General features: G+C 69.7%; 20 protein-coding genes. 5 read left to right on the top strand and 15 right to left on the bottom strand.

Annotation, left to right across the window (positions count from 1 at the left end; genetic code table 11):
* Nucleotides 1-14 precede the first annotated feature (14 nt).
* The 5 genes from AB0M02_RS41395 to AB0M02_RS41375 all read right to left on the bottom strand — a co-directional run bounded on the left by AB0M02_RS41395 (nt 15) and on the right by AB0M02_RS41375 (nt 7,570).
* Nucleotides 15-902: a carbohydrate ABC transporter permease gene (locus AB0M02_RS41395; protein WP_364237759.1), complete on the bottom strand. Its 888-nt coding sequence runs from the start codon at nt 900-902 to the stop codon at nt 15-17.
* On the bottom strand, nt 899-1,798 hold the full coding sequence (locus AB0M02_RS41390) for a sugar ABC transporter permease (protein ID WP_364237757.1): 900 nt from the start codon (nt 1,796-1,798) through the stop codon (nt 899-901). The genes AB0M02_RS41395 and AB0M02_RS41390 overlap by 4 nt, the downstream gene beginning before the upstream one ends.
* Nucleotides 1,799-1,854: 56 nt before the next feature.
* Complete coding sequence (locus AB0M02_RS41385; protein ID WP_364237755.1) at nt 1,855-3,162, bottom strand: extracellular solute-binding protein; 1,308 nt, start codon at nt 3,160-3,162, stop codon at nt 1,855-1,857.
* A 157-nt stretch (nt 3,163-3,319) separates the two neighbouring features.
* Nucleotides 3,320-4,336 (bottom strand): LacI family DNA-binding transcriptional regulator, encoded by a 1,017-nt coding sequence (locus AB0M02_RS41380; protein WP_364237753.1) that lies wholly within the window; start codon nt 4,334-4,336, stop codon nt 3,320-3,322.
* Nucleotides 4,337-4,657: 321 nt separating this feature from the next.
* Nucleotides 4,658-7,570 carry a glycoside hydrolase family 3 C-terminal domain-containing protein gene (locus AB0M02_RS41375; protein ID WP_364237750.1) on the bottom strand — a complete coding sequence of 971 codons (2,913 nt, stop codon included), beginning with the start codon at nt 7,568-7,570 and terminating at the stop codon, nt 4,658-4,660.
* A 122-nt stretch (nt 7,571-7,692) separates the two neighbouring features.
* On the opposite strand from AB0M02_RS41375, the gene AB0M02_RS41370 reads away from it, so the two are divergent.
* The gene (locus tag AB0M02_RS41370; RefSeq protein ID WP_364237747.1) at nt 7,693-9,051 is read left to right on the top strand and encodes an FAD-dependent oxidoreductase; all 1,359 of its coding nucleotides are present in this window, start codon (nt 7,693-7,695) and stop codon (nt 9,049-9,051) included.
* Between the two features lie 4 nt (nt 9,052-9,055).
* On the opposite strand, the gene AB0M02_RS41365 is transcribed toward AB0M02_RS41370, so the two are convergent.
* Entirely contained in the window at nt 9,056-10,783 is a 1,728-nt protein-coding gene (locus AB0M02_RS41365) for an ATP-binding protein (RefSeq protein WP_364237745.1), read from the bottom strand.
* Between the two features lie 160 nt (nt 10,784-10,943).
* On the bottom strand, nt 10,944-11,513 hold the full coding sequence (locus AB0M02_RS41360; RefSeq protein ID WP_364237743.1) for a hypothetical protein: 570 nt from the start codon (nt 11,511-11,513) through the stop codon (nt 10,944-10,946).
* A gap of 19 nt (nt 11,514-11,532) precedes the next feature.
* On the opposite strand from AB0M02_RS41360, the gene AB0M02_RS41355 reads away from it, so the two are divergent.
* Nucleotides 11,533-12,273, top strand: coding sequence for a hypothetical protein (locus AB0M02_RS41355; RefSeq protein WP_364237741.1), 741 nt, complete (start codon nt 11,533-11,535; stop codon nt 12,271-12,273).
* Here AB0M02_RS41355 and AB0M02_RS41350 read toward each other — a convergent pair.
* The 3 genes from AB0M02_RS41350 to AB0M02_RS41340 are packed head-to-tail and all read right to left on the bottom strand — an operon-like array spanning nt 12,248 to nt 15,332.
* Nucleotides 12,248-13,405 (bottom strand): acyl-CoA dehydrogenase family protein, encoded by a 1,158-nt coding sequence (locus tag AB0M02_RS41350; protein WP_364237739.1) that lies wholly within the window; start codon nt 13,403-13,405, stop codon nt 12,248-12,250. The genes AB0M02_RS41355 and AB0M02_RS41350 overlap by 26 nt on opposite strands.
* Nucleotides 13,406-13,422: 17 nt before the next feature.
* A complete protein-coding gene (gene fabG / locus AB0M02_RS41345) occupies nt 13,423-14,172 on the bottom strand; it encodes a 3-oxoacyl-ACP reductase FabG (RefSeq protein ID WP_364237736.1) in 750 nt (249 codons plus the stop codon).
* Between the two features lie 11 nt (nt 14,173-14,183).
* Nucleotides 14,184-15,332, bottom strand: coding sequence for an acyl-CoA dehydrogenase family protein (locus AB0M02_RS41340; RefSeq protein ID WP_364237733.1), 1,149 nt, complete (start codon nt 15,330-15,332; stop codon nt 14,184-14,186).
* A 91-nt stretch (nt 15,333-15,423) separates the two neighbouring features.
* Here AB0M02_RS41340 and AB0M02_RS41335 point away from each other — a divergent pair, with 91 nt between their 5' ends.
* A complete protein-coding gene (locus AB0M02_RS41335; protein WP_364237731.1) occupies nt 15,424-16,047 on the top strand; it encodes a TetR family transcriptional regulator in 624 nt (207 codons plus the stop codon).
* 294 nt (nt 16,048-16,341) lie between these two features.
* Here the strand turns inward: AB0M02_RS41335 and AB0M02_RS41330 are convergent, their stop codons facing one another.
* Genes AB0M02_RS41330 through AB0M02_RS41315 form a run of 4 tightly spaced genes read right to left on the bottom strand, consistent with a single transcriptional unit; the run spans nt 16,342 to nt 19,725 of the window.
* Nucleotides 16,342-17,532 (bottom strand): ABC transporter permease, encoded by a 1,191-nt coding sequence (locus AB0M02_RS41330; RefSeq protein ID WP_364237729.1) that lies wholly within the window; start codon nt 17,530-17,532, stop codon nt 16,342-16,344.
* Nucleotides 17,533-17,567: 35 nt separating this feature from the next.
* The gene (locus AB0M02_RS41325; protein WP_364237727.1) at nt 17,568-18,218 is read right to left on the bottom strand and encodes an ABC transporter ATP-binding protein; all 651 of its coding nucleotides are present in this window, start codon (nt 18,216-18,218) and stop codon (nt 17,568-17,570) included.
* A complete protein-coding gene (locus AB0M02_RS41320) occupies nt 18,215-19,261 on the bottom strand; it encodes a peptidoglycan-binding domain-containing protein (RefSeq protein WP_364237725.1) in 1,047 nt (348 codons plus the stop codon). The genes AB0M02_RS41325 and AB0M02_RS41320 overlap by 4 nt, the downstream gene beginning before the upstream one ends.
* Nucleotides 19,258-19,725, bottom strand: a complete 468-nt coding sequence (locus AB0M02_RS41315) for a hypothetical protein (RefSeq protein ID WP_364237724.1) — start codon at nt 19,723-19,725, stop codon at nt 19,258-19,260. The genes AB0M02_RS41320 and AB0M02_RS41315 overlap by 4 nt, the downstream gene beginning before the upstream one ends.
* Nucleotides 19,726-19,813: 88 nt before the next feature.
* On the opposite strand from AB0M02_RS41315, the gene AB0M02_RS41310 reads away from it, so the two are divergent.
* Nucleotides 19,814-20,470 (top strand): response regulator transcription factor, encoded by a 657-nt coding sequence (locus AB0M02_RS41310; RefSeq protein WP_364237722.1) that lies wholly within the window; start codon nt 19,814-19,816, stop codon nt 20,468-20,470.
* Nucleotides 20,467-21,663 carry a HAMP domain-containing sensor histidine kinase gene (locus tag AB0M02_RS41305; RefSeq protein WP_364237720.1) on the top strand — a complete coding sequence of 399 codons (1,197 nt, stop codon included), beginning with the start codon at nt 20,467-20,469 and terminating at the stop codon, nt 21,661-21,663. Before AB0M02_RS41310 ends, AB0M02_RS41305 begins: the two co-directional genes overlap by 4 nt.
* Here AB0M02_RS41305 and AB0M02_RS41300 read toward each other — a convergent pair.
* On the bottom strand, nt 21,608-22,600 hold the full coding sequence (locus AB0M02_RS41300) for an LLM class flavin-dependent oxidoreductase (protein ID WP_364237717.1): 993 nt from the start codon (nt 22,598-22,600) through the stop codon (nt 21,608-21,610). The genes AB0M02_RS41305 and AB0M02_RS41300 overlap by 56 nt on opposite strands.
* Between the last annotated feature and the right edge of the window lie 11 nt (nt 22,601-22,611).

The following is a 22,611-nucleotide window of genomic DNA, read 5'->3' as shown; positions in this document are numbered from 1 at the left end:
GCGTCCTTACCTAATCACTTGATCGCGCCGGCGGCGATGCCGCGCGTGAGGGTCCGCTGGAAGATGAGGAAGAAGAGCATCGCGGGCACGACGCCGATCAGGGCCGAGGCGCTGGTCGTGGTCGCGTCCATCAGCCGGTCGCCCTGCAGGACGCCGAGAGCCACCGGGACGGTCTGGTTGTCGTTGGAGATCAGGAAGACCAGCGGCAGGAAGAACTCGTTCCACGTCCAGATGAAGAAGAACGTGAACAGCACCGCGAGGGTCGGCCTGCTGACCGGGACCACCACCCGCCACAGGGTGCGCCACTTACCGGCACCGTCCACCTCGGCCGCGTCCAGCAGTTCCCGGGGGAACTCGGAGTAGACCGAGGTGAGCAGGTAGGTGCCGAAGGCGCCCTGGATGACGGTGAAGATGATGATGATCGCGATCAGGCTGTCGTAGAGACCGGCCTCCTTGGAGATGTAGTACAGCGGGTAGACCAGCACCTCCTGCGGCAGCAGGTTCGCGACCAGGAAGAACACCAGGAACCAGACGCGGCCGCGCACGCGGCCGATGCCGAGGGCGTACGCGTTGAGAATCGACAGCACGACGCCGAGGACGGCCACCACCAGGCTGGTGATGAAGCTGTTCCAGAGCTTCTGGCCGAAGTTCACCCGGTTCCAGAAGTCGACGATGCCGTCCCAGTAGAGGCTGGTGGGTATCGAGAGCGGGCCGTTGCTCGCGTACTCCGCCGGGCTCTTCACCGCGTTGACCGCGATCACCAGCAGCGGGCCGACCAGCAGGAGCAGCAGCACCAGCAGGCCGGTCAGGACGAAGAACCGGGTGGGATTGCGGTGACGCAGCGCTTTCGGCGCCGGCTTTTCGGGGGTACGCGAGGGAGCTTCCGCCGCGGTGACGGTCATGAGAGTTCCTCCGCCCGGTGCTGCAGCCGCAGGAACACGAAGGCGAGCACCACGATCAGTACGGTGAGCACGGTCGAGATCGCCGAGCCGTACCCGACCTGCGCCTTCTCGAAGAAGTTGCGGTACGCGAAGTAGGACGGCACCAGCGTCGCGTTGCTCGGGCCGCCGCCGGTCAGCACGAACACCTGCCCGAAGATCTTCAGCGCGGCGATCGTGGTGGTGATCAGCACGACGTAGAACTCCGGCCGGATCATGTAGACCGTGATCTTGCGGAAGCGCTGCCACCACGAGGCGCCGTCCAGGTCCGCCGCCTCGTAGATCGACGGGTCGATCCGCTGCAGGCCGGACATGAACATGACGATCGGGTAGCCGAGCTGGAACCAGACCATCACGGCCATCACGCTGTACAGCGCGTAGTCCGGGTCACCCAGCCAGTTCCTGGCCAGTCCCCCGAGGCCGATCGACTCGAGGATCCGGTTCAGGGCGCCGTAGCTGGGGTGCAGGATCCAGCTCCAGATGATGCCGGTGACCGCGACCGGGATGACCTGCGGCAGGTAGTAGCCGGAGCGGAAGGCGCCGGCCCAGCGGTCGCCGAAGTGCTTGGCGACGTAGTCGAAGAGCACCGCTGCCAGCACCAGGCCGAGCAGCGTCGGTATCACCGCCATCGCGATGATGAGCAGCACGATGTTGCTGAACGACTGCCAGAACAGCTCGTCGGCGAAGAGCCGGGTGTAGTTGTCGAAGCCGACCCAGCGCGGGCTGCCCACTCCGGTCCACTTGGTGAAGCTGATGTAGACCGTCATGACCAGCGGCACGATGATGACCGCGATCGAGGCGAGTACTCCTGGAATGAGGTACACCGCGTACCCGCGGTTCCTGAGATTGTTGCCGGCCATACCGGGCCCCTTCCCGCGCCGCGGGCGGCGGGTCTCCCCGCCGCCCGCGACCCCTCTCACTTACCCAGGTCAGCCAGGTTCTCGTTGTACGGCTTCGCGATCTCGTCGAGGAACGCGTCCGGGGTCTTTGAGCCGTTGATCAGCCCCTGCACACCGGCGACGAGCACGTCGTAGTAGCCGGGCGCCGGCCAGTCCGGGTAGAAGGCGAGGCCGTCACTGGTCGAGATCTTGTTGAACGTCTCCACCAGTTCCTTGTTCTTCGGGTCGGTGATCTGCGACGGGTCGGCCGCCACCGGGACGCCACCGCTGTTGCCGAGCAGCGCCTGGATCTCCGGCGACATCGTGATGTCGATGAAGTCGTACGCCAGGGACTTGGCCTTGCTCTTCTCCGGCACCACCCACAGGTTGCCGCTGGAGCCCGGGTGCAGGTTGTTGCCGGGGAACAGGAAGGTGCCCCACTCGAAGTCCTTGATGTCGGTGGCGTACCGGCCGTACCACCAGCTGCCCGAGATCAGGATCGGGAACCTACCTTGCGAGAACGAGACGCCCATGTCCTCGGCCTTGATGCTGGCCGAGTCCTTGCTGATGTAGCCCTTCGACACCCAGTCGGCGAACGTCTGCGCGCCGTAGCTGAGCTGCGGGCCCTTGAAGTCGACCTTGTTCTTGTAGAGCTGGTAGTCGTCGATGAAGGCCCGGTCGGACTTGGAGAGCGCCAGCTCGTAGAAGATCTGCTGCGCCGGGTACTCAGCGCCGCCGACGGCGAGCGGCGTCACCTTGTTCTGGACGAACGTGTCCATCACCTTGGTGAACTCGTCGAGCGAGGTCGGCACGGCCAGCTTGTACTTGTCGAACAGGTTCTTGTTGTAGTAGACGGTCACGAACTCGCCGTAGTTGGGCACGCCGTAGAACTTGCCGCTGCCCATGATGCCGTCTTCGTCATACTTCGCGGTGGTCTGCAGGCTGGGGCTGAGCTTCTTGTCCCAGCCGCGCTTCGAGGCCTCGTCGGTGATGTCGGTGAGCAGCCCCTGCTTGGAGAGCAGGCCGGCGGTCGCGTTGCCCTTGTTGTACTCCATGATGTCGGGCGCGCTGTCCGAGTTGAGGATCATCTGGGCGTTCTGCTGGATCTGCTCGAAGCCCTTCTCCTCGAACTTCACCTCGACGCCGGGGTGGCTGGACTTGAACAGTTCGATCGCCTTGTTCCAGGCGATGCCCATCGCGCTGGTCGGTCCCTCGTAATGCCAGAGGGTCAGGGTCTTGGCGTCGGCGCCCTCCTCGGCGCCGTCGTCACCACCACAGGCGGTCAGGCCGAGGGACGCGGTCAGGAACAACGCCGCGGCCGCGATGCCGGTTCGTGATCGGAACATTGCCGTCCTCCCAGGGGGACTGGAATAGGTCGTAAGCCGGCGGCGCCATCGTCGAAGCGCTTCGACGCAGTGTTTTCGGCGCAGCGTTTTCAACAAACTGTCGAAGCGCTTCGACGACGGGCCTTGCCGAGAAACTATGGAACGAGCAGCATTCGTGTCAACGGTGTGACGTGGAGATTTCGCGGCAGCTGTCCCGCTCGACCAGGCTGGGCTCCAGCAACCTGGTGTACTCGACACGCCGCCCGTCCAGCAGCCGCATCACGGTTTCGACCGCGAGGGTTCCGACGTCGTGCGCCGGGATGTCGATCGAGGTGAGGTTCACCGGCATGGCGGTCGCCACGTCACGGGGGCAGACGGCGACGATCGAGATGTCCTCCGGCACCCGCCGGCCGGTGGCCTGCAGCAGGTCCAGCAGCGGCCGCAGCGCCTCCTCGTTGTGCACGACGAGGGCGGTCAGGCCGGGCAACTCGGTGTCGAGGTCGGACAGGCAGGCGCGTACGCCCTCGGTGCCCGGCTCGCACGGGTGCGTGACCGTCCGCAGGTCCAGCTCGGCGGAGGCGTCCAGGAAACCGGTGAGGAACCGGTCCGCGTACGTCGTCTGGCGCCGATAGACGGCGGGTGACGGGCCCACCAGGCCGATCCGGCGGTGGCCGTGCCCGGCCAGATGCTCCAGCGCCGCGCGCGCCGCCGCGCCGAAGTCCAGGTCGACGCAGGCGATGCCGGTGTGGTCGGCGGGCAGGCCGATCAGCACCGACGGCTGCTTGAGCCGCCGCAGCGACGGGATGCGCATGTCGTCGCGCTCTAGATCCATCAGTATCAGCGCGTCGACCATCGTGCTGTGCGCGACCCGCTCCAGGCCCGCGGTGCCCTCGTCCTTGGTCAGCAGCAGCACGTCGTGGTTGTGGGAACGCGCCGCGGTCACCACCGCGGTCGCGAACTGCATGATAACCGGCACGTTGACGTCCACGCGCAGCGGCGCGACCAGCGCGATCACGTTGGTCTTGCTGCTGGCCAGGGCGCGGGCGCCGGCGTGCGGGTGGAATCCGAGCTCGGCGATCGCGGCCTGCACCCGGGCGCGGGTCTCGGCCGAGATCGGGCGGCGGCCACTCAAAACGTACGACACGGTGCTGGGCGACACCCCGGCCGCCCTGGCGACGTCATTGATCGTCGGCACAGCGCCTCCCCACGTCGCCCGGTCGTTCGGCACGACCTCTCCCCTCCTCGATCCTACTGATCAGCGGTCCCCCACCAGCGAACCCCCAGCGTGTGGATTTCCGCCTCCCCACAAACCCCAACTCCACACACTCAAACGCCACCCCCATGCGTGTGGAGTTCGGCCCACATAGCGACCCCAACTCCACACACTCAAACGCCACCCCATGCGTGTGGAGTTCGGCCCACCCAGCAACCCCAACTCCACACACTCAAACGCCACCCCCATGCGTGTGGAGTTCGGCCCACATAGCGACCCGAACTCCACACGCGGGAACTTTGGTCAGCGGATGGTGAACGTGGCTAGGCGCAGGCCGGGGCTGGGCACCAGGTAGACGTCCTGGCGGCCGGTGGCCCGGGCCAGCGGTGCGGTCACGGTTGCGTAGGCGTAGACGCCGCCGGTGTCGGCGAGCGTCGCGGTGCCCAGCAGGCGGCCGGTCGGCGAGCCGAGCCGGACCTGCACGGTGCCGGCGCCCGAGGCGCGAGCGGTGAACGTGGTCCCGCCCCGGAGCGCGGCGTCCTTGAAGGCGATCCAGTCGCCGGCTGCGGAAGCCCCGACCACGGTGCCGCGAGCCTTGCTCTCGTCGAGCAACTTCACTCCGGCGTACGCGTCGAACGTCTCGGCCCGGGTCTCGCGCGACAGGTCCCGGGCCGGGATGGTCTCGCCGCGCACGGACAGGGTCGCCCGCTGCCGGATGTCGGCCGACGACGCGCCGAGCAGGATGTCGTGCACCGAGTTCTCCACCACCCAGCGCTGCCGGGTCTGGTCCCAGCGGGCCAGGTCGGACGGCTGGAGACGGAACGTGACCGTCTTCGACTGCCCCGGCTTCAGCGCGACCTTCTGGAAGCCGCGCAGCTGCTTGGTCGGCGTGGCGTCGCGGGAGGTGCGCTGATGCGTGTAGAGCTGGACCACTTCGTCACCGGCGCGCTTACCGGTGTTCGTGACGGTCAGGCTGACCCGGCCGTCTCCGACCTGCGGTTTCCCATACTTGAAGCTGGTGTACGACAGGCCGTGGCCGAACGCGTAGAGCGGCGTGGCGTCGCTGTACAGGTAGGTCTGGCGGGTGTTGATGATGTCGTACTGGAGCAGGTCGTCAGGGAGCTGCGAGGTGGAGCGGTACCAGGTCTGGGTGACCCGGCCGGACGGGTTGACGTCGCCGTACAGGACGTCGGCCATGGCGTGGCCGGTCTCGGCGCCGGCGTGGGTGGTCCAGACGATGCCGGGGACGTTCTGCTGTGCCCAGTTGAGCGTCTGCGGGTAGCTGCTCTGCACGATCACGACGGTGTTCGGGTTGGCCGCGCGGACCGCCTTGATCAGTGCTTCCTGGCGGGCGCCGAGGCCGAGCGAGGCACGGTCGTGCACCTCGCGGGCGGCCACGAACGGGTCGGTGCCGACCACCACGACGGCAACCGAGGCGGAACGAGCCTGCGCGGCGGCCTCGGCGACCCCGTCGACCAGGAGCTCCCTGGTGAAGCGGGCGGCGCCGGCCAGGTCGGGCGAGGTGAGGCCGAGTTTGCCGTCGGCGTCGATCGTCACGTACCGGTTGGCGCCGAACCACGGCTCCTGGGTCTCGTAACCGGCGTAGCGCAGCGCGACCGTGCCGTCCGGCTGCTCCTCGATCTTGAACTGCTGCTGGACGAACCAGCCGGTCGGGTTGTTCTCGGCGGTGACGAACGGGCCCCAGTTGTAGCCGAGCATCTTGCCGTTGCCCACGTTGCGCAGGGTGGAGACGCCGTCGCCCCAGTCCACGCTGTCGAACTGGGCGGCCGGGCTCGCCGTGGAGCCGGTGGCGACGACCGCGTCACCGCCGGTGGTGCCGGTGGCGGTCACGTAACCGCCGGTCGCCACGGACTTGAGGGCGATCCGGTCGGCGCCGAAGCTGTTGGTCACCGAGCTTGCCCGCTCCGTGATGCCGTCGAGGACGGTGACCTTGTACGGGAGCTGTCCCCCGTACCAATCGGTGTAGAGCGCATCCGAGAGCGGACCGCTGACCGCAACCGAACCCCCGGCCTTGAGCGGCAGAATGCCGCTGTTCTTGAGCAGCACCGCCGCCTCGCCCGCGCTCTCCCGGGCCAGCGCCCGATGCGCCGGACTGTCGATCACCGACGCCGGGATGTCCGCGTAGGGACCGCCGTCCGGATCGAACTCGCCCAGCCGGAACCGGATGCTCAGCGCGTTGCCGACCGCGTTGTCCACGTCGGCCTCGGTGAGCAGACCCTGCGCGAGGGCCTCCTTGATCGCGGTGACCGTGGGCACGGCGTTGGTGTCGTTGACGGTGAAGCTGTCCAGACCGGCCTTGATCGTCGCGGCGTTCGCCTCGGCCTGGGTCGGGAAGTACGCCTGCGAGCCGGTCAGGTTGGTCGGCGCCCAGGCGTCGCTCACGTTGAACAGCCGCTGGTCGCTCCAGTCGCGGACCAGCCCGGCGAGGTCCGGGTCCACGGTGGCGGGCCGGCCGTTGATCAGGTTGTAGGAGGCCATCACACCGGTCGCGGCCTCGCCGGCCAGCGGGATCCGGAACGGCACCCTGTCGTACTCGTTGAGCACCCGCTGCGGCACGTTCGAGGAGGTCACGTCGCGTTTGACCTCGTTGTTGTACGCGGCGTAGTGCTTCAGGGTCGGCGCGACCTTCAGGTGATCGGGGTCGTCACCCTGCAGGCCCTGCCCGTACGCCGTGGCGATCGTCCCGGACAGCAGCGGATCCTCGGAGTAACCCTCCTCGTTGCGGCCCCACCGCGGGTCGCGCAGCAGGTTCACCACCGGCGCCCAGGCGTTCAGGCCCCAGACCACCGGGTCCTGCGCGTGGAAGCCGCGCAGCTCGTCACCGACCGCCGAGCCGACCCGCTCGATCAGCGCCGGGTCCCAGGTGCTGGCGAGGCCCACGGCCTGCGGGAAGACGGTCGCCGTCGCGTCGATCTTGGAGTTGGTGCGGTAGTCGTTGGACCAGGCGACGCCGTGCAGCGCCTCGGTCCCGGTCTTGAAGAGCTCGATGCCGAGACGTGGAATGGCCGGTTGGTACTGATGGAGCAGCGAGATCTTCTCGTCGAGGGTGAGCCGGCCGACCAGGTCGTCGACGCGGGTGGCCAGGGGAAGGTTCGGGTTCCGGAAGGGGTAGGCGGGGTCTGCCTGTGCGGCCCCGGGTGCGAGGGGGACGACCAGCAGGGCGGCGGCTAGGAGTGCCAGACCGCGTTTTCGCATGACGGTCTCCTCAGATTTCGTATTGGGCGTCGAAGCGCTTCGATGACGATAGATGGGGGCTGATGCGGCGGGCAACCACTCTCCGCAGCTTTCCGGAAACGCGACGGAAACTTCGGGGCAGAATGGACCAGGTGAGACTTCTCGTGATCGGGGGCGACGCGGCCGGCATGTCCGCGGCCTCACAGGCTCGCAAGCGGCGGTCGCGTGAGGACCTGGAGATCCTCGCCTTCGAGCGGGGTGCGTACACGTCCTATTCGGCCTGCGGGATCCCGTACTGGATCGGCGGCCTCGTCCCCGGGCCCTCGGCCCTGGTCGCCCGCGACCCGTCGACTTTCCGGCGCGACGGCATCGAGGTGCGCACCGGCCACACCGTGACCGGAATCGATCTGGCAGCGCGAACCGTGACGGTCCGTTCGCCGTCGTCCACCTTCACCGAGGGCTTCGACGAACTCGTCTATGCGACCGGCGCCACCCCGATCCGTCCCCCGTGGGCGGAGACGTCCGCGCAAGGCGTCTTCGGCGTGCAGACGCTCGGCGACGGGGCGGCGGTCGACGCCTGGCTGTCCGCGGACCCCCGCCCCGAGACAGCGGTGGTGATCGGTGCCGGCTACATCGGCGTCGAGATGGCGGAGGCGCTGCAACGCCGGGGGCTGCGGGTGGCGCTGATCGAGAAGGCACCTCAGCCGATGTCCACGGTGGATCCGGACATGGGCGCGCTGGTCGCGGACTCGATCCGCAAGATGGGCATCGATCTCCGCACGGGCGTCACGGTCTCCGGCCTGGAAACCGCACAGGGCCGGATCCGCGCGGTGGTCACCGACAGCGGGACGCTGCCGGCTGACGTCGTGGTTCTGGGTTTGGGGGTACGGCCGAACGCCGCACTCGCCTCCGACGCGGGCATCCCACTCGGGGCCACCGGGGCACTCGCCACCGACCTGCGCCAACGAGTCCGCGGGGTGGAGGGCGTGTGGGCGGCGGGCGACTGCACGGAGGTGCTGAACCGGGTCAGTGGGCGGCCGGTGCACGTACCGCTGGGCACCCACGCCAACAAGCAGGGCCGCGTCGCGGGCATCAACATCGGCGGCGGCTACGCGACGTTCCCCGGCATCGTCGGCACCGGCATCACCAAGATCTGCGACCTGGAGGTGGCCCGGACCGGCCTGTCCACCCGCGAGTCCACCGCCGCCGGATTCCGGTGCGTGTCCGCGTCCGTGGAGTCCACGAACCGGGCGGGCTACTTCCCGGGCGCCGTACCCATGACGGTCAAGGTGATCGCCGAACAGGACACCGGCCTGCTGCTCGGCGCCCAGATCGTCGGCAGGACAGAAGCCGCGAAACGAATCGACGCCTTCGCGGTGGCCGTCTGGAACGGCATGACGGTCACCGAGATGACGGCGCTCGATCTGGGTTACGCGCCCCCGTACGCCCCGGTCTGGGATCCGGTCCTGATCGCCGCCCGCAAAGCGCACGACGCGCTCTGACCGGTCAGGCCGCCCGCTGCGGTTCCCGGGCGGCCACCTGGTCGCTGGGCAGCGTGAACCAGAACCGGCTCCCGCCCTCCGGGTTCGCGTCCACGCCTACGTGGCCGCCGTGCCGCTCGACGACCCGCCGCACGATGGCCAGGCCCAGCCCGGTCCCCGGATACCGCTCGCTGCCGGTCACCCGGGTGAAGGCGTCGAACACGTACGCCCGCTGGTCTGCCGGGATGCCGATGCCCCGATCGGCGATCTCGAACCGGAACAAGTCCGGCCCGTCCGGTGCCGAACTGACCCGGACCACCGGACGATCCCCCGGCGGGGTGTACTTGATCGCGTTGCCGATCAGGTTGTCGAAGACCTGCCGGAGCATGGTGGCGTCACCGGCGACCGTGGGCAGACCGGAGACCTCGATCCGGGGCTCCGGGCCACCGGTGAGGACACGCCGCTCGTCGGCGATCTCCTCGACCAGCGCGCCTAGGTCGACGTCGGCCACACGTACCGCCGCGTTGTCCGCTGTGGCGTAGGCCAGCAGGTCGTCGATCAGGCGCCGCATCCGCCGGGTGCCCGCCTGCATCCGGCCGAGGAAGGCACGTTGCTCGTCGCTCAGCTCCTCGGCGCCCTCCTCGCACAGCAGGTCGGCATAACCGGTCACCGCGGTCAGCGGAGCCCGCAGATCGTGAGCGACCATCCCGGCGAAGCCGACAAGTTCCTGCTCGCGCCGCCGGAGCCGGCGCTCGATCTCCTCCCGCCGCCGGATGTCCTCCTGCAGCACCGCCGTCGCCCTGACCACCTCCCGGGCAGCCCGATGATGTGCGGTCACCAGGATCACGGTCAGCGTGGTCAGCAGCGCCGCCAGCGACAGGCCGACGGTAGCGGCTGTCGAGATCAGCCCCATGTTGGTGGGCGGAAGCAAGCCGGTGGTGGGCTCGACGGTCAGGCGCCAGGAGCGCTGCGGCGCGGCGATGGACACGGCCCGGGCACCCAGCGACGTGTCCACCTCGGCGGGCCGCCACGCCGCCACCGGAATGATCGACTCCCCGGCGTCGAACAGGGTCACGCTCACCTGCTCACCCGCGGCGATCCCGATCACCTCCCGCAGGAAGTCAGCGCCGCGCAGCGCCATCACCACCCAGCCGCGGAACTCGCCGAACGCCTCCACCGGGGCCGCCAGCACGAACGAGAGCTGACGCTGGGAGGCGGGTAGAGCCTGATCGCGGCGGAGGTGATAGGTCCGGCTCAGCGCCACCCGGTGGGTCGCCCGCGCACGCTCGAGAACCTCCCGGGCCTCCGGTATCGACGCCGCGTCCAGACCGGTCACGGGCGGCCCGCTGTCCAGGGGGCGGCTCAGCACGCCGAGATAGTGCCGGTCGTCGGCAACGGGTGACGGCTGGAGCACCAGATCCTTGGCGCCGGCCGCACGCCAGTGAGCCTGCACGGCCGGCACGTCGGCGCCGCGCGCCTCCACGATCAGGCTGACGGCCACGGCGCCGGGAAGGCGCTGAGCGTTCAGCGGCGCCGTGAGGATCTCGAAGTCCGCCGCCCGCAAACGGTCCACCACGGCGACGGCCGCCGAGACGTCCTCCAGCGACGCCCGATAGCGGTCGATCTCGGCGGTCACCAGCCTCTCGACCGCGTCGGTCTTGCGGTCGATAACGTCCGCGGCCCGATCACGGATCACCACGTGCGCTCCCAGCGACATGACGGCACCGGCCACCAGGAACACCAGGATGCTCATCAGTACCAGTCCCCCGGCCCCGCGAGGGACGAACCTGCGCTGCACGACCCACACCTCCGCTACGACAGCCCGGAATCCTGCCGGGCCGCGGGGACGCTGGGGGGATCCCGCCGGGGCCGATTCAGTATGCGCTGGTCACGTAGGGTTCAGGGGTTCGAACTCAGCTCGCACCGGCGCGGAGTAGGTGGACCAGGACGACGGGGGTCTCCTGGCCGGTCCAGCAGCCGGTCAGCACCCCCTCGTCGGCCGGGTCGACGGCGATCGTCGGTATGCGGTTGACCTGGACCTCGACCGGGCCGGTCTCGTCGACGCCGCTGCCGGCCAGTTTCAGGTCGGGCTCGCGGGGCACGCCCTCGACCTCCTCGATCGCCTGGTGGTCGCCCTCGCGGATCACGCGGGCCGTCTCGGCCAGGTAGACCGGGTCGCCGGTGGCGTCGTAGACCCAGCGCTCGCCCAGTACCGAGTGCTGGGTGGTGCCGACCAGGAACGCCTCGCCGCCCTCCAGGGGTGCGGCCCGGTAGGTGAGCGGCACGTGCAGCGCCGGGCCCTCTCCGGCACGGACCAGCATGGTCTCGATGCCTACCTCGCCGTCCGGGTCGTCGAAGCGCGCGGCGGCCACACGGGTGAGTTCCGGCTCGGCGGGGCCGTCGTACCACGGCTGTGCGGGCAGCCAGGCGCGCAGCAGTTCGAGCTTGGACGGCGTGATCTGTGCCTTGTGGAGAATCGCCATGCCCGGAAGCCTAGGGGTTGTGAGACGTCACCCGCTGGTCTGGGCCGTTCCGGTCATGGTCGTGTTGGTTCTCGTCGCGAGGCCGTTCAACGACGGCTTCTACGAGCAGTTCGTCAACTACGACCCGCAGGGCGACGACCAGCAGCGGGAGTGGAACTACACGCGGTACGTCTTCCAGCACACGTCCGGCGTCCTCCTCGGCCAGTTGCTCTGCCTGGTGATCGGCGTCCTGCTGGCGCGGCGGCACGGTCAGCGCGCCGCCCTGGCGATCGGTATGCCGCTGGCCGGCGTGCTCGCCGCGGTGACGATCGCGGCGGGCTTCGTGCTCACCGGGAAACGGGACTTCGACCTGCCGTGGGGTGTGATCGTCGCGGAGCTGGTCGCGTATCCGCTGTTCCTGGCCGCCGGCGTCGGCCTCGGGACACTGACACACCGGACAAGAGTGTGGGCGGCCACCGTCGGCGGCATCGTCTGGATGGTCGTCACCGTGGCCGGCCTGATGGAGACGGGGATGTACCTGCCGGCCTGGCTGCTGACGGCGGTGCCGCAGCTCGCCGCGGCCGCCGCGCTCGGCGGTTCGGTGCTGTCGGCCGACGAGTGGGACGGCGGCGCGGATCAGAGCGACTGGGGGCTCACCGCGGCGGCGGCCCTGCTCATCGGCGTCACCGCCTGGGCGGTGCTGCTCAACCTGCTGGCGTGGTTCCGGCAGCGTGGCCGCCGGAACCAGTCCGCCGTTACAGGCCCATGTCCTTCGCGATGATCATCTTCATCACCTCGGAGGTGCCGCCGTAGATCCGGTTGACCCGGTTGTCGGCGTACAGGCGGGCGATCGGGTACTCGTTGATGAAGCCGTAGCCGCCGTGCAGCTGCAGGCAGCGGTCGATGACCCGGTGTGCGACCTCGGTGCAGAACAGCTTCGCCGAGGCGGCCTCGGCAGCGGTCAGCTCATCGGCGTCCAGGGCCTCCAGGGCGCGGTCGGCGACGGCCTGGGCGGCGTCCACCTCGGCCTGGCAGGCGGCCAGCTCGAACTTGGTGTTCTGGAACGACGCGACGGTCTGGCCGAAGACCTTGCGCTCCTGCACGTACTGCTTGGCGAACCGGACCGCGGCCGCGGCCTGGGCGTACGCGCCGTAGGCGATGCTGAGCCGTTCCTTGGGCAGGTTCTTTCCGAGGTACGAGAAGCCCTTGTTCTCCTCGCCGAGCAGGTCCTCGACCGGCACCTTCACGTCGACGAACGCGAGCTCGGCGGTGTCCGACGTCTTGAGGCCGAGCTTGTCGAGCTTGCGGCCGACGGAGTAGCCGGGCGCCTTCGTGTCGACGACCAGGAGCGAGATGCCGTGGCGGCGGTCCTCGGGCTTCGGCGGCGAGGTGCGGGCGCAGACGATCACCCGGTCGGCGAGCACGCCACCGGTGATGAACGTCTTGGCACCGTTGAGGATGTAGTGCTTCCCGTCGTCGGACAGCTTCGCGGTGGTGCTCATGCCGGCCAGGTCGCTGCCCGTGCCGGGTTCGGTCATGGCGATCGCGTACATGGTGTCGCCGGAGACGAACTCCGGCAGCCAGCGACGCTTCTGCTCATCGGTGCCGAGCTGCAAGAGGTACGGAAGGCAGAGCGCGACGTGCGCCCCGGAGGCACCGAACGAGACACCGGCGCGGGTGGTCTCCTCGGTCTGGATCGCGGCGAACTTGAACGAGTCGATGCCGGCGCCGCCGTACTCCTCCGGCACCTCGATGCCGAACAGCCCGAGCTCGGCGAGCTGCTTGTAGAAGTCGCGCGGAACCTCACCCTCGGTGAACCACTGGTCGTAACGGGGAACCACCTCGGCCTCGATGAACGCCCGCAGAGTCTGCCGGAACGCCTCGTGGTCGGAGTTGAAAACGGTGCGACGCATGTCAGTCCTATCGGCGATCAGAGACGGCGTCCGCCGTCGACGTACAGGGTCTGCCCGGTGACGAACGATGCCGCGTCACTGGCCAGGAACGCGACCACGCGGGCCACGTCCTCGGGCTTGCCGACCCGCCGCAGCGGGGTGATCTCGGCCGCTCGGGCCTGCATCTCCTCGGCGGAGACACCCACCCGGGCGGCGGTCGCGTCGGTCATCTCGGTGACGATGAAGCCGGGCGCCACAGCGTTGACGTTGATGCCGAACGGCCCGAGCTCCATCGCGAGCGTACGCGTGAAACCTTGGATGCCGGCCTTCGCGGCTGCGTAGTTGGCCTGTCCCCGGTTGCCGAGCGCGGACACACTCGACGTGTTCACGATCTTGCCGCTCCGGCGCGGGACCATGTGGCGCTGCGCGGCCCGGCTGCACAGGAACGCGCCGCGCAGGTGCACGTTCATCACCAGGTCCCAGTCCGCGCCGGACATCTTGTGCAGCAGGTTGTCGCGGAGCACACCGGCGTTGTTGACGAGCACGTCCACCCCGCCGAGCTCGGCGGCGACCTTGTCCACGGCGGCGTCGACTTGCGCCTCGTCGGCGACGTCGCAGCCCAGCGCGATCGCGGTGCCGCCGCCGGCCCTGATCTGGTCGACGACCGCGGCGCAGGCCTGATCGTCGAGGTCGAGCACGGCGACCGACGCACCCTCGGACGCGAACTGCAGCGCGGTGGCCGCGCCGATACCCCGTGCGGCGCCGGTGACGATGGCGACCCGACTCATGTTTCTCCCCCTCAAAACGCGCTGATCCCGGTCAGCGCACGGCCGATGAGCAACTTCTGGATCTGGCTGGTGCCCTCGTAGAGGGTGGTGACGCGGGCGTCGCGCATGGCCTTGCCGACCGGGAACTCGTCGACGTAGCCGTACCCTCCGAAGATCTGGATCGCCTGGTTGGCCGCCCGCACCGCGGCCTCGGTCGCGAACAGCTTGGCCATCGACGCCTCGGTGCCGAACGGCCGGCCGCTGTCGACCAGTCCGGCGGCGCGCCAGACGAGCATCCGGGCGGCGTCGGTCTCGACGGCCATGTCCGCGATCATCTCCTGGACCAGCTGGAAGGCGGCGATCGGCTTGCCGAACTGGGTGCGCTCCCTCGCATAGGAGACGGCGGCCTCGAGGCAGCCGCGGGCCAGCCCGACCGAACCGGACGCCACGGCGATGCGGCCCTTGTCGAGAGCGGACATCGCGATGCGGAAGCCCTTACCCTCGTCGCCGAGGCGATCGGTGTCGTTAACGCGTACCCCATCAAGAGTTATCTCAGCCGTCGCCTGACCACGCAGCCCGAGTTTCCCCTTGATCTCCCGTCGGCCGAAGCCGGCGGCGTCGGTCGGCACCAGGAATGCGGTGATCCCCTTCGGTCCCGGACCGCCGCTGCGCGCGAAGACCAGCGCCACGCTCGCCATGGTGCCGTTGGTGATGAAGACCTTCTCGCCGGTGAGCACCCAGTCGTCGCCGTCGCGCACCGCCCGGGTGGTCAGCGAGCCCGCGTCGGACCCGGTGCCGGGCTCGGTCAGCGCGAAGCAGCCCAGTTTCTCGCCGGCGCACATGGCGGGCAGGAACCGGCCCTTCTGCTCGGTGGTCCCGTAGGCCTGGATGCTCTTGGCGACCAGCCCGAGCGAGACCGAGACGATGCCGCGCACCGACGTGTCGCCGCGCCCGAGTTCCTCCATCATCAGCGCGTAGGTCAGGAAGTCGCCACCCGAACCGCCCAGGTCCTCGGCGATGCCCAGACCGAGAAAGCCCAGTTCGGCAAGCTTCCCGACGATCTTGGGATCGACCTGCTCGGCGCGGTCCCACTCGGTGGCGTGCGGCGCGACCTCACGGTCCACCCACTCGCGGGCGAGGGCCCGGAACTGCTCCTGCTCCTCGGTGAGGCTGAGGTCCACGACGCCTCCTGGGCATAAACTGAACGCTGTCAGGTTTCTCTGCGCATGTTAACTTAACAGCGTTAGTCAGTTCAAACGATGGAGTGCTCACATGCCTCGGCCCACCACGCCGCTGCTGAGCCAGGCCGGGATCCGGGCGGCCGCGCTCGAGATCATCGACCGGGACGGGCTCGACGGGCTGAGCATGCGCAAACTCGCCGCGGCGCTGGGCGTCAGCGCACCGGCGCTGTACTTCCACTACCCCACCAAGGAACAGCTGCTCGACGACGTGGCCAGCGAGATCATCGAGAAGGTGGACACCAGCGCGTTCGCGCGGGGCTGGCGGGAGGGTCTGTTCGGGTGGGCGCGGTCCTACCGGGCGGCGCTCGCGGAACATCCGAACATCGTGCCGTTCCTGGTGCGCGGGCCGGGACAGCGGGACGCGTCGCTGCGCCGGGCCGACGCGGTGCACGGCGGGCTGGTCGCGGCGGGCTGGCCGGCGCGGGACGCCACGATGATCGGGGCGTCGACGAAGTACCTGGTGGTGGGGGCGGCGATGGGGTCGTTCTCGCGCGGGTTCGTCGACGACGTGCAGGTCTATCTGGATCGGTATCCGTCGTTGGGTGACGCGCACCGGCTGCGGGAGCACGCGGACGCGGTGGACCGGGACAGCTTCGAGTTCGCGCTGACGATGTTCATCGACGGCCTGGAGGCTCGGCTGTCCCAGATCCACTAACCCTTCCCGCGTTTCCTTGCGTGTGGAGTTCGGCCTCTATACGCACCCCAACTCCACACGGAACCGCGCCAAACATTGCGTGTGTAGTTCCGCCTCTATACGCACCCCAACTCCACACACGGAACCGCGCCAACCCTTGCGTGTGGAGTTCCGCCTCCATACGCACCCCAACTCCACACACGGAACCGCGCCAAACCTTGCGTGTGGAGTTCGGCCTCCGTGCGCGCCCCAACTCCACACACGGAACCGCGCCAACCCTGGCGTGTGGAGTTCGGCCTCTATGTGCGCCGTAAATCAACACACTGTTAGGGCTTCGGTGGGGGATAGGCGGGCGGCGCGGACGGCTGGGTAGAGGCCTGCGATGCCGCCGATGACCAGCGTCGCGGCCAGGCCGCCGGCGAGGGCCCAGGGTGGGATCACCCAGGGCCAGTTCGAGTACGCGGCGTAGCCGATGGTCACGACCGCGCCGAGTATCACTCCCCCGGCCCCGCCCAGCGCCGAGAGCAGGAGCGACTCGGCCAGGAACTGCGTGCGGATCTGGCCGCGGGTGGCGCCCAGGGCCCGGCGCAGCCCGATCTCCGGCCGCCGTTCGAGCACCGAGATGACCATCGTGTTGGCCACGCCGACGCCGCCGACCAGCAGCGCGACCGCGCCGACGCCGAGCAGCAGTCCGGCGAACGCCTGGCTGGTGGCCTGCTTGGCGGCGAGCGCGTCGGACGGGCGGGACACCTCGACCTCGTTGGGCGCCTCCGGGTTGGCGGTCGCCGCGAGCACGTCGCGGACCGTCTCCAGGCGGCTCTCCACCGACCGGGTGTAGACCGTGGTGGCGTGCTCGTCGAAGTCCAGCCACTTCGCCGCCGCCGGCCAGCCGATCAGCGCCGCGGAGTCGAGCTCGCTCGCCAGCGGCACCGCGTCGAGGACGCCGATCACGGTGAACCGGACACCGCCGATCACGACCTGCGTGTCCGGACCGGCGGCACCGACGCCGAGGCGCTCCGCGGTGGCGGAACCGAGCACCACCGAGGGGAACCGTTCGGTGGCCGGGTTCAGCCAGACCCCGCTGCGCAGCGCGGCGCCGACGGTGTCGAGGAGGTCGGCGCGGGCCGCGTACGCGACAACGCCCCCGGTCTTCGCCTCCGGAATGTGCTCGGACCGGTAGACACTGGCGTCGTCCACCCGCCCGATCGCGGTAACCGCCTCCACCCCGCCGACGCGCTCGATCATCGACTCGGCCTCCAGCGGCAGTTCCGCCTCCTCGCCGAGGATCGTCTGCCCCGGGCCGACGGTGAGCAGGTTCGTGCCGAGGGCGGAGAGCGTACGGTCGAGTTCCGCGCCGGACGACGAGGAGATGCCGACCACCGCGACCATCGCCGCGATGCCGATCGCGATGCCGAGCGCGGACAGGAACGCCCGCATCGGCCGGGTACGCAGCCCGACCCCGCCGACCCGGATCACGTCCGCCGGGGACAGGCGGGCCGGCTTCATCGCACCTTTTTCGAAGTGGCGGGGGCCCGGATCGCTCACAGGATCCGCCCGTCGTGCATGCGGATCTGGCGGGGCAGGCTGTCCGCGATCTCCCGGTCGTGGGTGATCACGACAACCGCGGTGCCGCCGGCGTGCAGTTCCCGGAGCAGCTGCATCACGCCCTCACCGGATCGCGAGTCGAGGGCGCCGGTCGGCTCGTCGGCGAGCAGGAGCTGCGGGTTCCCGGCGACCGCGCGGGCGATCGCCACGCGCTGGCGCTCGCCGCCGGAGAGTTCGTGCGGTGCGTGCCGCAGCCGGTGGCCGAGCCCGACCCGGTCCAGCGCCTCCGCGGCCCGGCGGCGTCTTTCGGCCCGGTGTATCCCCGTGTAGAGCAGCCCGTCCGCGACGTTGTCCAGCGCGCTGGTGCCGGCCGCCAGGTGGAACTGCTGGAAGACGAAGCCGATCCTGGTGGCACGGAGGGCCGACAGCTCCTGATCCGACATTTCGGAAATGTCGGTAATGTCGAAGCGCACGGAGCCGGATGTCGGGCGGTCGAGTGTCCCGAGAATGTTCAGCATCGTCGACTTGCCGGACCCGGACGGGCCGACGACGGCGGTCAGCTCACCACGCTCGATGGTCGTGGTGACCCGGTCCAGGGCGATCACCCCGCCGGGATAGGACCGGCTCACGTCGGTCAACGTGATCATTTCGGCATCCCCACTGTCGTGCCCTCGCGCAGGCCGTCGCCGGTGATCTCGACCCGGCCGTCGGCGAAGAGCCCGGTCCTGACCGGCACGTGCCGGGTGGCCGTCCCCTCGACGACCTCCACGCCGAAGCCACCGCCGGCCGCGGCGACCAGGGCCGCGACCGGGACGGTCAGCACGTTCCTCCGCTCGGCGGCGGTGAACGTGACGTCAACCGAGGCGGGGCCGCTGAAGGCGGTGGTGATCGACACCTGCGCCTCGATCTCGGTCGTCGGATCCGCGTCCTGACCGGTGCCGGGTTCGATCACGGTCGACACCTCGGTCACCCAGCCGGGGACGCGCTTCCCGTCGGGCAGGGTCACCTCGACCGCGGCGCCGGCCTTGGCGACGGCGGCGTCGGAGACGTCCAGGCGCACGGTGACCACCTTCGACGTGCCGGTCCAGGTGAGCAGTGCCTGCCCGGGTGCCACGGCGGCGTCCGGGGAGGCGGTCAGGGAGTCGACACGTACGGCGCCGGAGGCGAAGACGACCTGACCGAGTTCGACCACGCCGGTCTCGGGCAGGCCGGCGTCATCCTGCCAGTCCTCGACGGCGGCGGCGGTCGAGGACGTGTACTCGTCGTCGGGGGTGAAGCCGTCGTAGCCGAGTTCGGTCAGGTTCCGTTCCAGCTGGGCGACGTCACGGCCCTCGTCGCCGGGGGTGAGGCGGCGGTAGGCGGGGGTGGAGCCGTACAGGAGGATCGCGGGGTCGTCGTCGATGCGGTAGAGCGGGTCGCCCCGCTTCACGACGGCGCCGCTGTCGGGCAGCCAGGTGACTATGCCCTGCTTCCTGGCGGAGGCGGAGCGCGTCGGCCCGTACCCGAGATCCCCGTCGGCCTCCACCGACTCGCGCAACGTGCCCCGCTTGATCTCCGCGGTCGCCGGTGGCAGTGCGTCGCCGGCCCCCTGCTCGCTCCCCGCGCCGGGCCGCGCGGTCAGCACCGCCGCCGTGGCGGCCGAGGCGACCGCCACCGCACCCGCCACGATTCCCAGGACACGCCGGCTCACCGCAGCACCGAGCCGCACTTCTGCTCGGCGGCCTCGAAGTCCGGGTCCTCGCCGGTGGTGGCGTCGATCCGCATCATGCCGTCCTCCGGGTCCGGGAACGACTCGACGCCGTTGTCGCGCATGCACTGGGCGTAGGCCCGCATCTTCTCGGCCTGCTGCGGATCCGCACCGGGCCCGCCACCGTTCACGCCGGTCGGCGCCCACTCGCGGCAGGCCTCCATGGCCGCCTGGACCTTCTCCTGGCCGCCGGACTCGGGGCCGAACTTCAGCCGCATGCCCTCGCCCGGCTTCGGGTCGGGGACGTCGACGCCGTTCTCGCGCATGCACTCGGCGAATTTCAGGTTGCGGGTGTCGGGGTCGATCGACGCGGCCGCACTGGGAGCGGTTGCATCCGTTTTGTCGGCATCGGCGCAGCCCGCCAGCGCCAGCAGGATCCCGGTCAGAACGATCAGGTTGTTTCGCATGGCCGCCAATGCAACGCGAGACCGCGTTTCCGCGGCGTTTGCCGATTCGGTAACGCCGGAGAAACGCCGCCACTGGCAGCATGAGCGAATGCGGATCCTGGTGGTGGAGGACGAGCGCCTGCTCGCGGACACGATCGCCGAGTGGCTGCGCGAGGACACCCACGCGGTCGACATCGCCGGCGACGGCGCATCCGCGCTCGAGCGGATCGCGGTCAACGACTACGACGTGGTGATCCTGGACCGGGACCTGCCCCGCGTGCACGGCGACGACGTGTGCCGGCGGCTCGTCGAGGACGGTGCCGAGGCCCGGGTGCTGATGCTGACCGCCGCCGCCGAGATCGGTGACCGGGTCGCCGGGCTCTCCCTGGGCGCCGACGACTACCTGACCAAGCCGTTCGCCCTGCCCGAGCTGGCCGCCCGCGTTCTCGCACTGGGCCGGCGCACCCGACCCGGCTCGCCGCCGGTGCTGCGCCGCGCCGGCATCACCCTCGACCCGGCCCGGCGCGAGGTGACCCGCGACGGGCGATACGTCTCGCTGTCGAAAAAGGAGTTCGCCGTGCTCTCCGAGCTGCTGCGCGCCGACGGGACCGTGGTCTCCGCCGAACAACTGCTCGAGAAGGCGTGGGACGAGCACGCCGACCCGTTCACCGGCGCGGTCCGGCTCACCATCCTGAAACTGCGCCGCAAGCTCGGCGACCCGCAGGTGATCGACACCCTGCCCGGCGTGGGATATCAGATCGCATGAGCCTCCGCCTGCGCCTCACGCTTGTCTACGGCGGCCTGTTCCTGGTCGCCGGGTTCCTGCTGCTCGCCGTCAACCTGCTGCTCTTCCGGGAGCGCTTCAGCATCGGCCTGGTGCCGCCTCCCGGCGAGCACCGCGAACTGCGCCAGGTGATCGTGAACGGCGACGCGGTGCTGACCGGTGAGGCGGCACGGCTGTGGCTGGGCGAGCAGCGGGACGCCCTGGTCGCCGCCGCCACCAAGACGCTGCTCGTCCAGGGCTCGCTGGCGCTGCTGGTGGTCGGTGCGGCGGCACTCCTGTTCGGCTGGCTGGTGGCCGGGCGGATGCTGCGGCCGCTGCGCTCGGTCACCGCCACCGCCGGCCGGATCGCCGCGGCACCGGTCACCGAGCGCGGCCTGCGCAAACGGATCGGCCTGCGGGGGCCCGACGACGAGGTCAAGGAGCTGGCCGACACGTTCGACGGGATGGTGGAGCGGCTCGAGCACGCGTTCGACGGGCAGCGGCGGTTCGTGGCGAACGCGTCGCACGAGCTGCGGACCCCGCTGACGCTGAACCGGGCACTGGTCGAGCTGGCCATGCACCGCAGGACGGCGTCGGCGGACGTGGTGCGGCTCGGCGAGGACCTGCTGCGGATCAACACCCGGCACGAGAAGCTGATCGACGGGCTGCTGCTGCTCGCACGCTCGGAGCAGGAGCTGCCGTCGCCGAGCCCGGTGGATCTGGCCGACGTGGCCGCGCACGTGGTGGAGCAGTGCGCGGCGGAGGCGTCGGCGGCGGACATCAAGGTCACGGTGGCGGCGTCACCGGCGCCGACGAGCGGCGACGGGCTGCTCCTCGAGCAACTGGTCCGCAATCTGGTGGAGAACGGGATCCGGCACAACACCGGGCCGGGCGGGTGGGTGCGGGTGGAGACGGGGCTGTCGGGCTTCGGCGTTGCGGTCACGGTGAGCAATTCGGGTCCGGCGATTCCGGCGTACGACGTACCCGTGCTGTTCGAACCTTTCCGCCGTCTTGACGGTGACCGTGTCACGTCGGCGAAAGGGTCCGGGCTCGGGATGTCGATCGTCCGGTCGGTGGCCCGCGCCCATGGCGGATCCGCGCAGGCCGAGCCGCGTGCGGACGGCGGCCTGACGGTGAGTGTCAGGCTGCCGGCTTCCAGCCCAGAGCCGGGCCCAGACTCCTCGCCATATCGGTGAGGATCTGGACGTAATCGTCGTGCTCGAAGGTGAACGGCAGGGCGAACGCGACCTCGTCGATCTCCTGGAAGGCGGCGTGGGCGTTCAGACGTTCCGCGATCTCCTCCGAGGTTCCGACGATGTCCGGTGCGAACATCATCCGCGCCGGTCCTTGGGGTTCCGTTGTTCTCGGCAACCGCTTTTCCGCATACGCCCGATATTTCGTGATTTGTTGGGGTGATGCGCTGTCGGTGGGGATCACGACGAGGCCTTGCGACACTCGACCCTGAGGGTGATACTTCCGAAATTTCTGGACATGCGACAGCTGAATCTGCTCGAAGTCGGTTGACTCCTCGGCCTTCACCACGCTGCTGGTCAGGAAGTTCATGCCGTTCTCACCGGCCCATTGAGCCGACCGGAGACTCCCGCCGCCGTACCAGAGGCGCGAGGACAGCCCCGGCGAATGCGGCTGAACCCGGTCCGAGAACTCCTCGAACCCCTCGCTCCCCCGGAACCCGCTCACCGGCTCACCCCGCACGGCGGCGAGAAAACGCGACACCCGCGCGTAGCTGAAGTCCTCCGCGTCGGCGGTGTCCGGATAGAGCGCGTCCTTCACCCGGTCCCAGTGCATCGGCGGGCCCACGCTGATCCCCGGGTTGAGCCGCCCGCCGGAGAGCAGATCCACCGTCGCCAGGTCCTCGGCGAGGCGCACCGGGTTCTCCCAGCCGAGCGGGGTCACCGCGGTGCCCAGCTCGATCCGGCTGGTCCGCTGCGTCGCCGCCGCGAGCACCGCGACCGGCGACGAGATGCCGAACTGCAGGTGCCGGTGCCGCAGCCAGGCGCTGTCGAAGCCGAGCTTCTCCCCCAGTTCGATTATCTCCAGCGTGGACTCGTGTCCCCGCCGCGGATCCGCCTCGTCGAACAGCCCGATCGTGAGAAACCCCAGCCTGCGCAGCATGGGGTGAACAC

It is taken from the genome of Actinoplanes sp. NPDC051861 (genome assembly GCF_040681145.1).
Classification (GTDB): Bacteria; Actinomycetota; Actinomycetes; order Mycobacteriales; family Micromonosporaceae; genus Actinoplanes.
This window is presented reverse-complemented; position numbering and strand designations above follow the sequence as displayed.

Bases quoted from the DNA above. Each gene is read 5' to 3' on its own strand.
- AB0M02_RS41395 (WP_364237759.1), bottom strand. From the start codon at position 902: ATGACCGTCACCGCGGCGGAAGCTCCCTCGCGTACCCCCGAAAAGCCG.
- AB0M02_RS41390 (WP_364237757.1), bottom strand. From the start codon at position 1,798: ATGGCCGGCAACAATCTCAGGAACCGCGGGTACGCGGTGTACCTCATT.
- AB0M02_RS41385 (WP_364237755.1), bottom strand. From the start codon at position 3,162: ATGTTCCGATCACGAACCGGCATCGCGGCCGCGGCGTTGTTCCTGACC.
- AB0M02_RS41375 (WP_364237750.1), bottom strand. From the start codon at position 7,570: ATGCGAAAACGCGGTCTGGCACTCCTAGCCGCCGCCCTGCTGGTCGTC.
- AB0M02_RS41370 (WP_364237747.1), top strand. From the start codon at position 7,693: ATGGACCAGGTGAGACTTCTCGTGATCGGGGGCGACGCGGCCGGCATG.
- AB0M02_RS41365 (WP_364237745.1), bottom strand. From the start codon at position 10,783: ATGAGCATCCTGGTGTTCCTGGTGGCCGGTGCCGTCATGTCGCTGGGA.
- AB0M02_RS41360 (WP_364237743.1), bottom strand. From the start codon at position 11,513: ATGGCGATTCTCCACAAGGCACAGATCACGCCGTCCAAGCTCGAACTG.
- AB0M02_RS41350 (WP_364237739.1), bottom strand. From the start codon at position 13,405: ATGCGTCGCACCGTTTTCAACTCCGACCACGAGGCGTTCCGGCAGACT.
- fabG (WP_364237736.1), bottom strand. From the start codon at position 14,172: ATGAGTCGGGTCGCCATCGTCACCGGCGCCGCACGGGGTATCGGCGCG.
- AB0M02_RS41335 (WP_364237731.1), top strand. From the start codon at position 15,424: ATGCCTCGGCCCACCACGCCGCTGCTGAGCCAGGCCGGGATCCGGGCG.
- AB0M02_RS41330 (WP_364237729.1), bottom strand. From the start codon at position 17,532: ATGAAGCCGGCCCGCCTGTCCCCGGCGGACGTGATCCGGGTCGGCGGG.
- AB0M02_RS41325 (WP_364237727.1), bottom strand. From the start codon at position 18,218: ATGATCACGTTGACCGACGTGAGCCGGTCCTATCCCGGCGGGGTGATC.
- AB0M02_RS41315 (WP_364237724.1), bottom strand. From the start codon at position 19,725: ATGCGAAACAACCTGATCGTTCTGACCGGGATCCTGCTGGCGCTGGCG.
- AB0M02_RS41310 (WP_364237722.1), top strand. From the start codon at position 19,814: ATGCGGATCCTGGTGGTGGAGGACGAGCGCCTGCTCGCGGACACGATC.
- AB0M02_RS41305 (WP_364237720.1), top strand. From the start codon at position 20,467: ATGAGCCTCCGCCTGCGCCTCACGCTTGTCTACGGCGGCCTGTTCCTG.
- AB0M02_RS41300 (WP_364237717.1), bottom strand. From the start codon at position 22,600: ATGCTGCGCAGGCTGGGGTTTCTCACGATCGGGCTGTTCGACGAGGCG.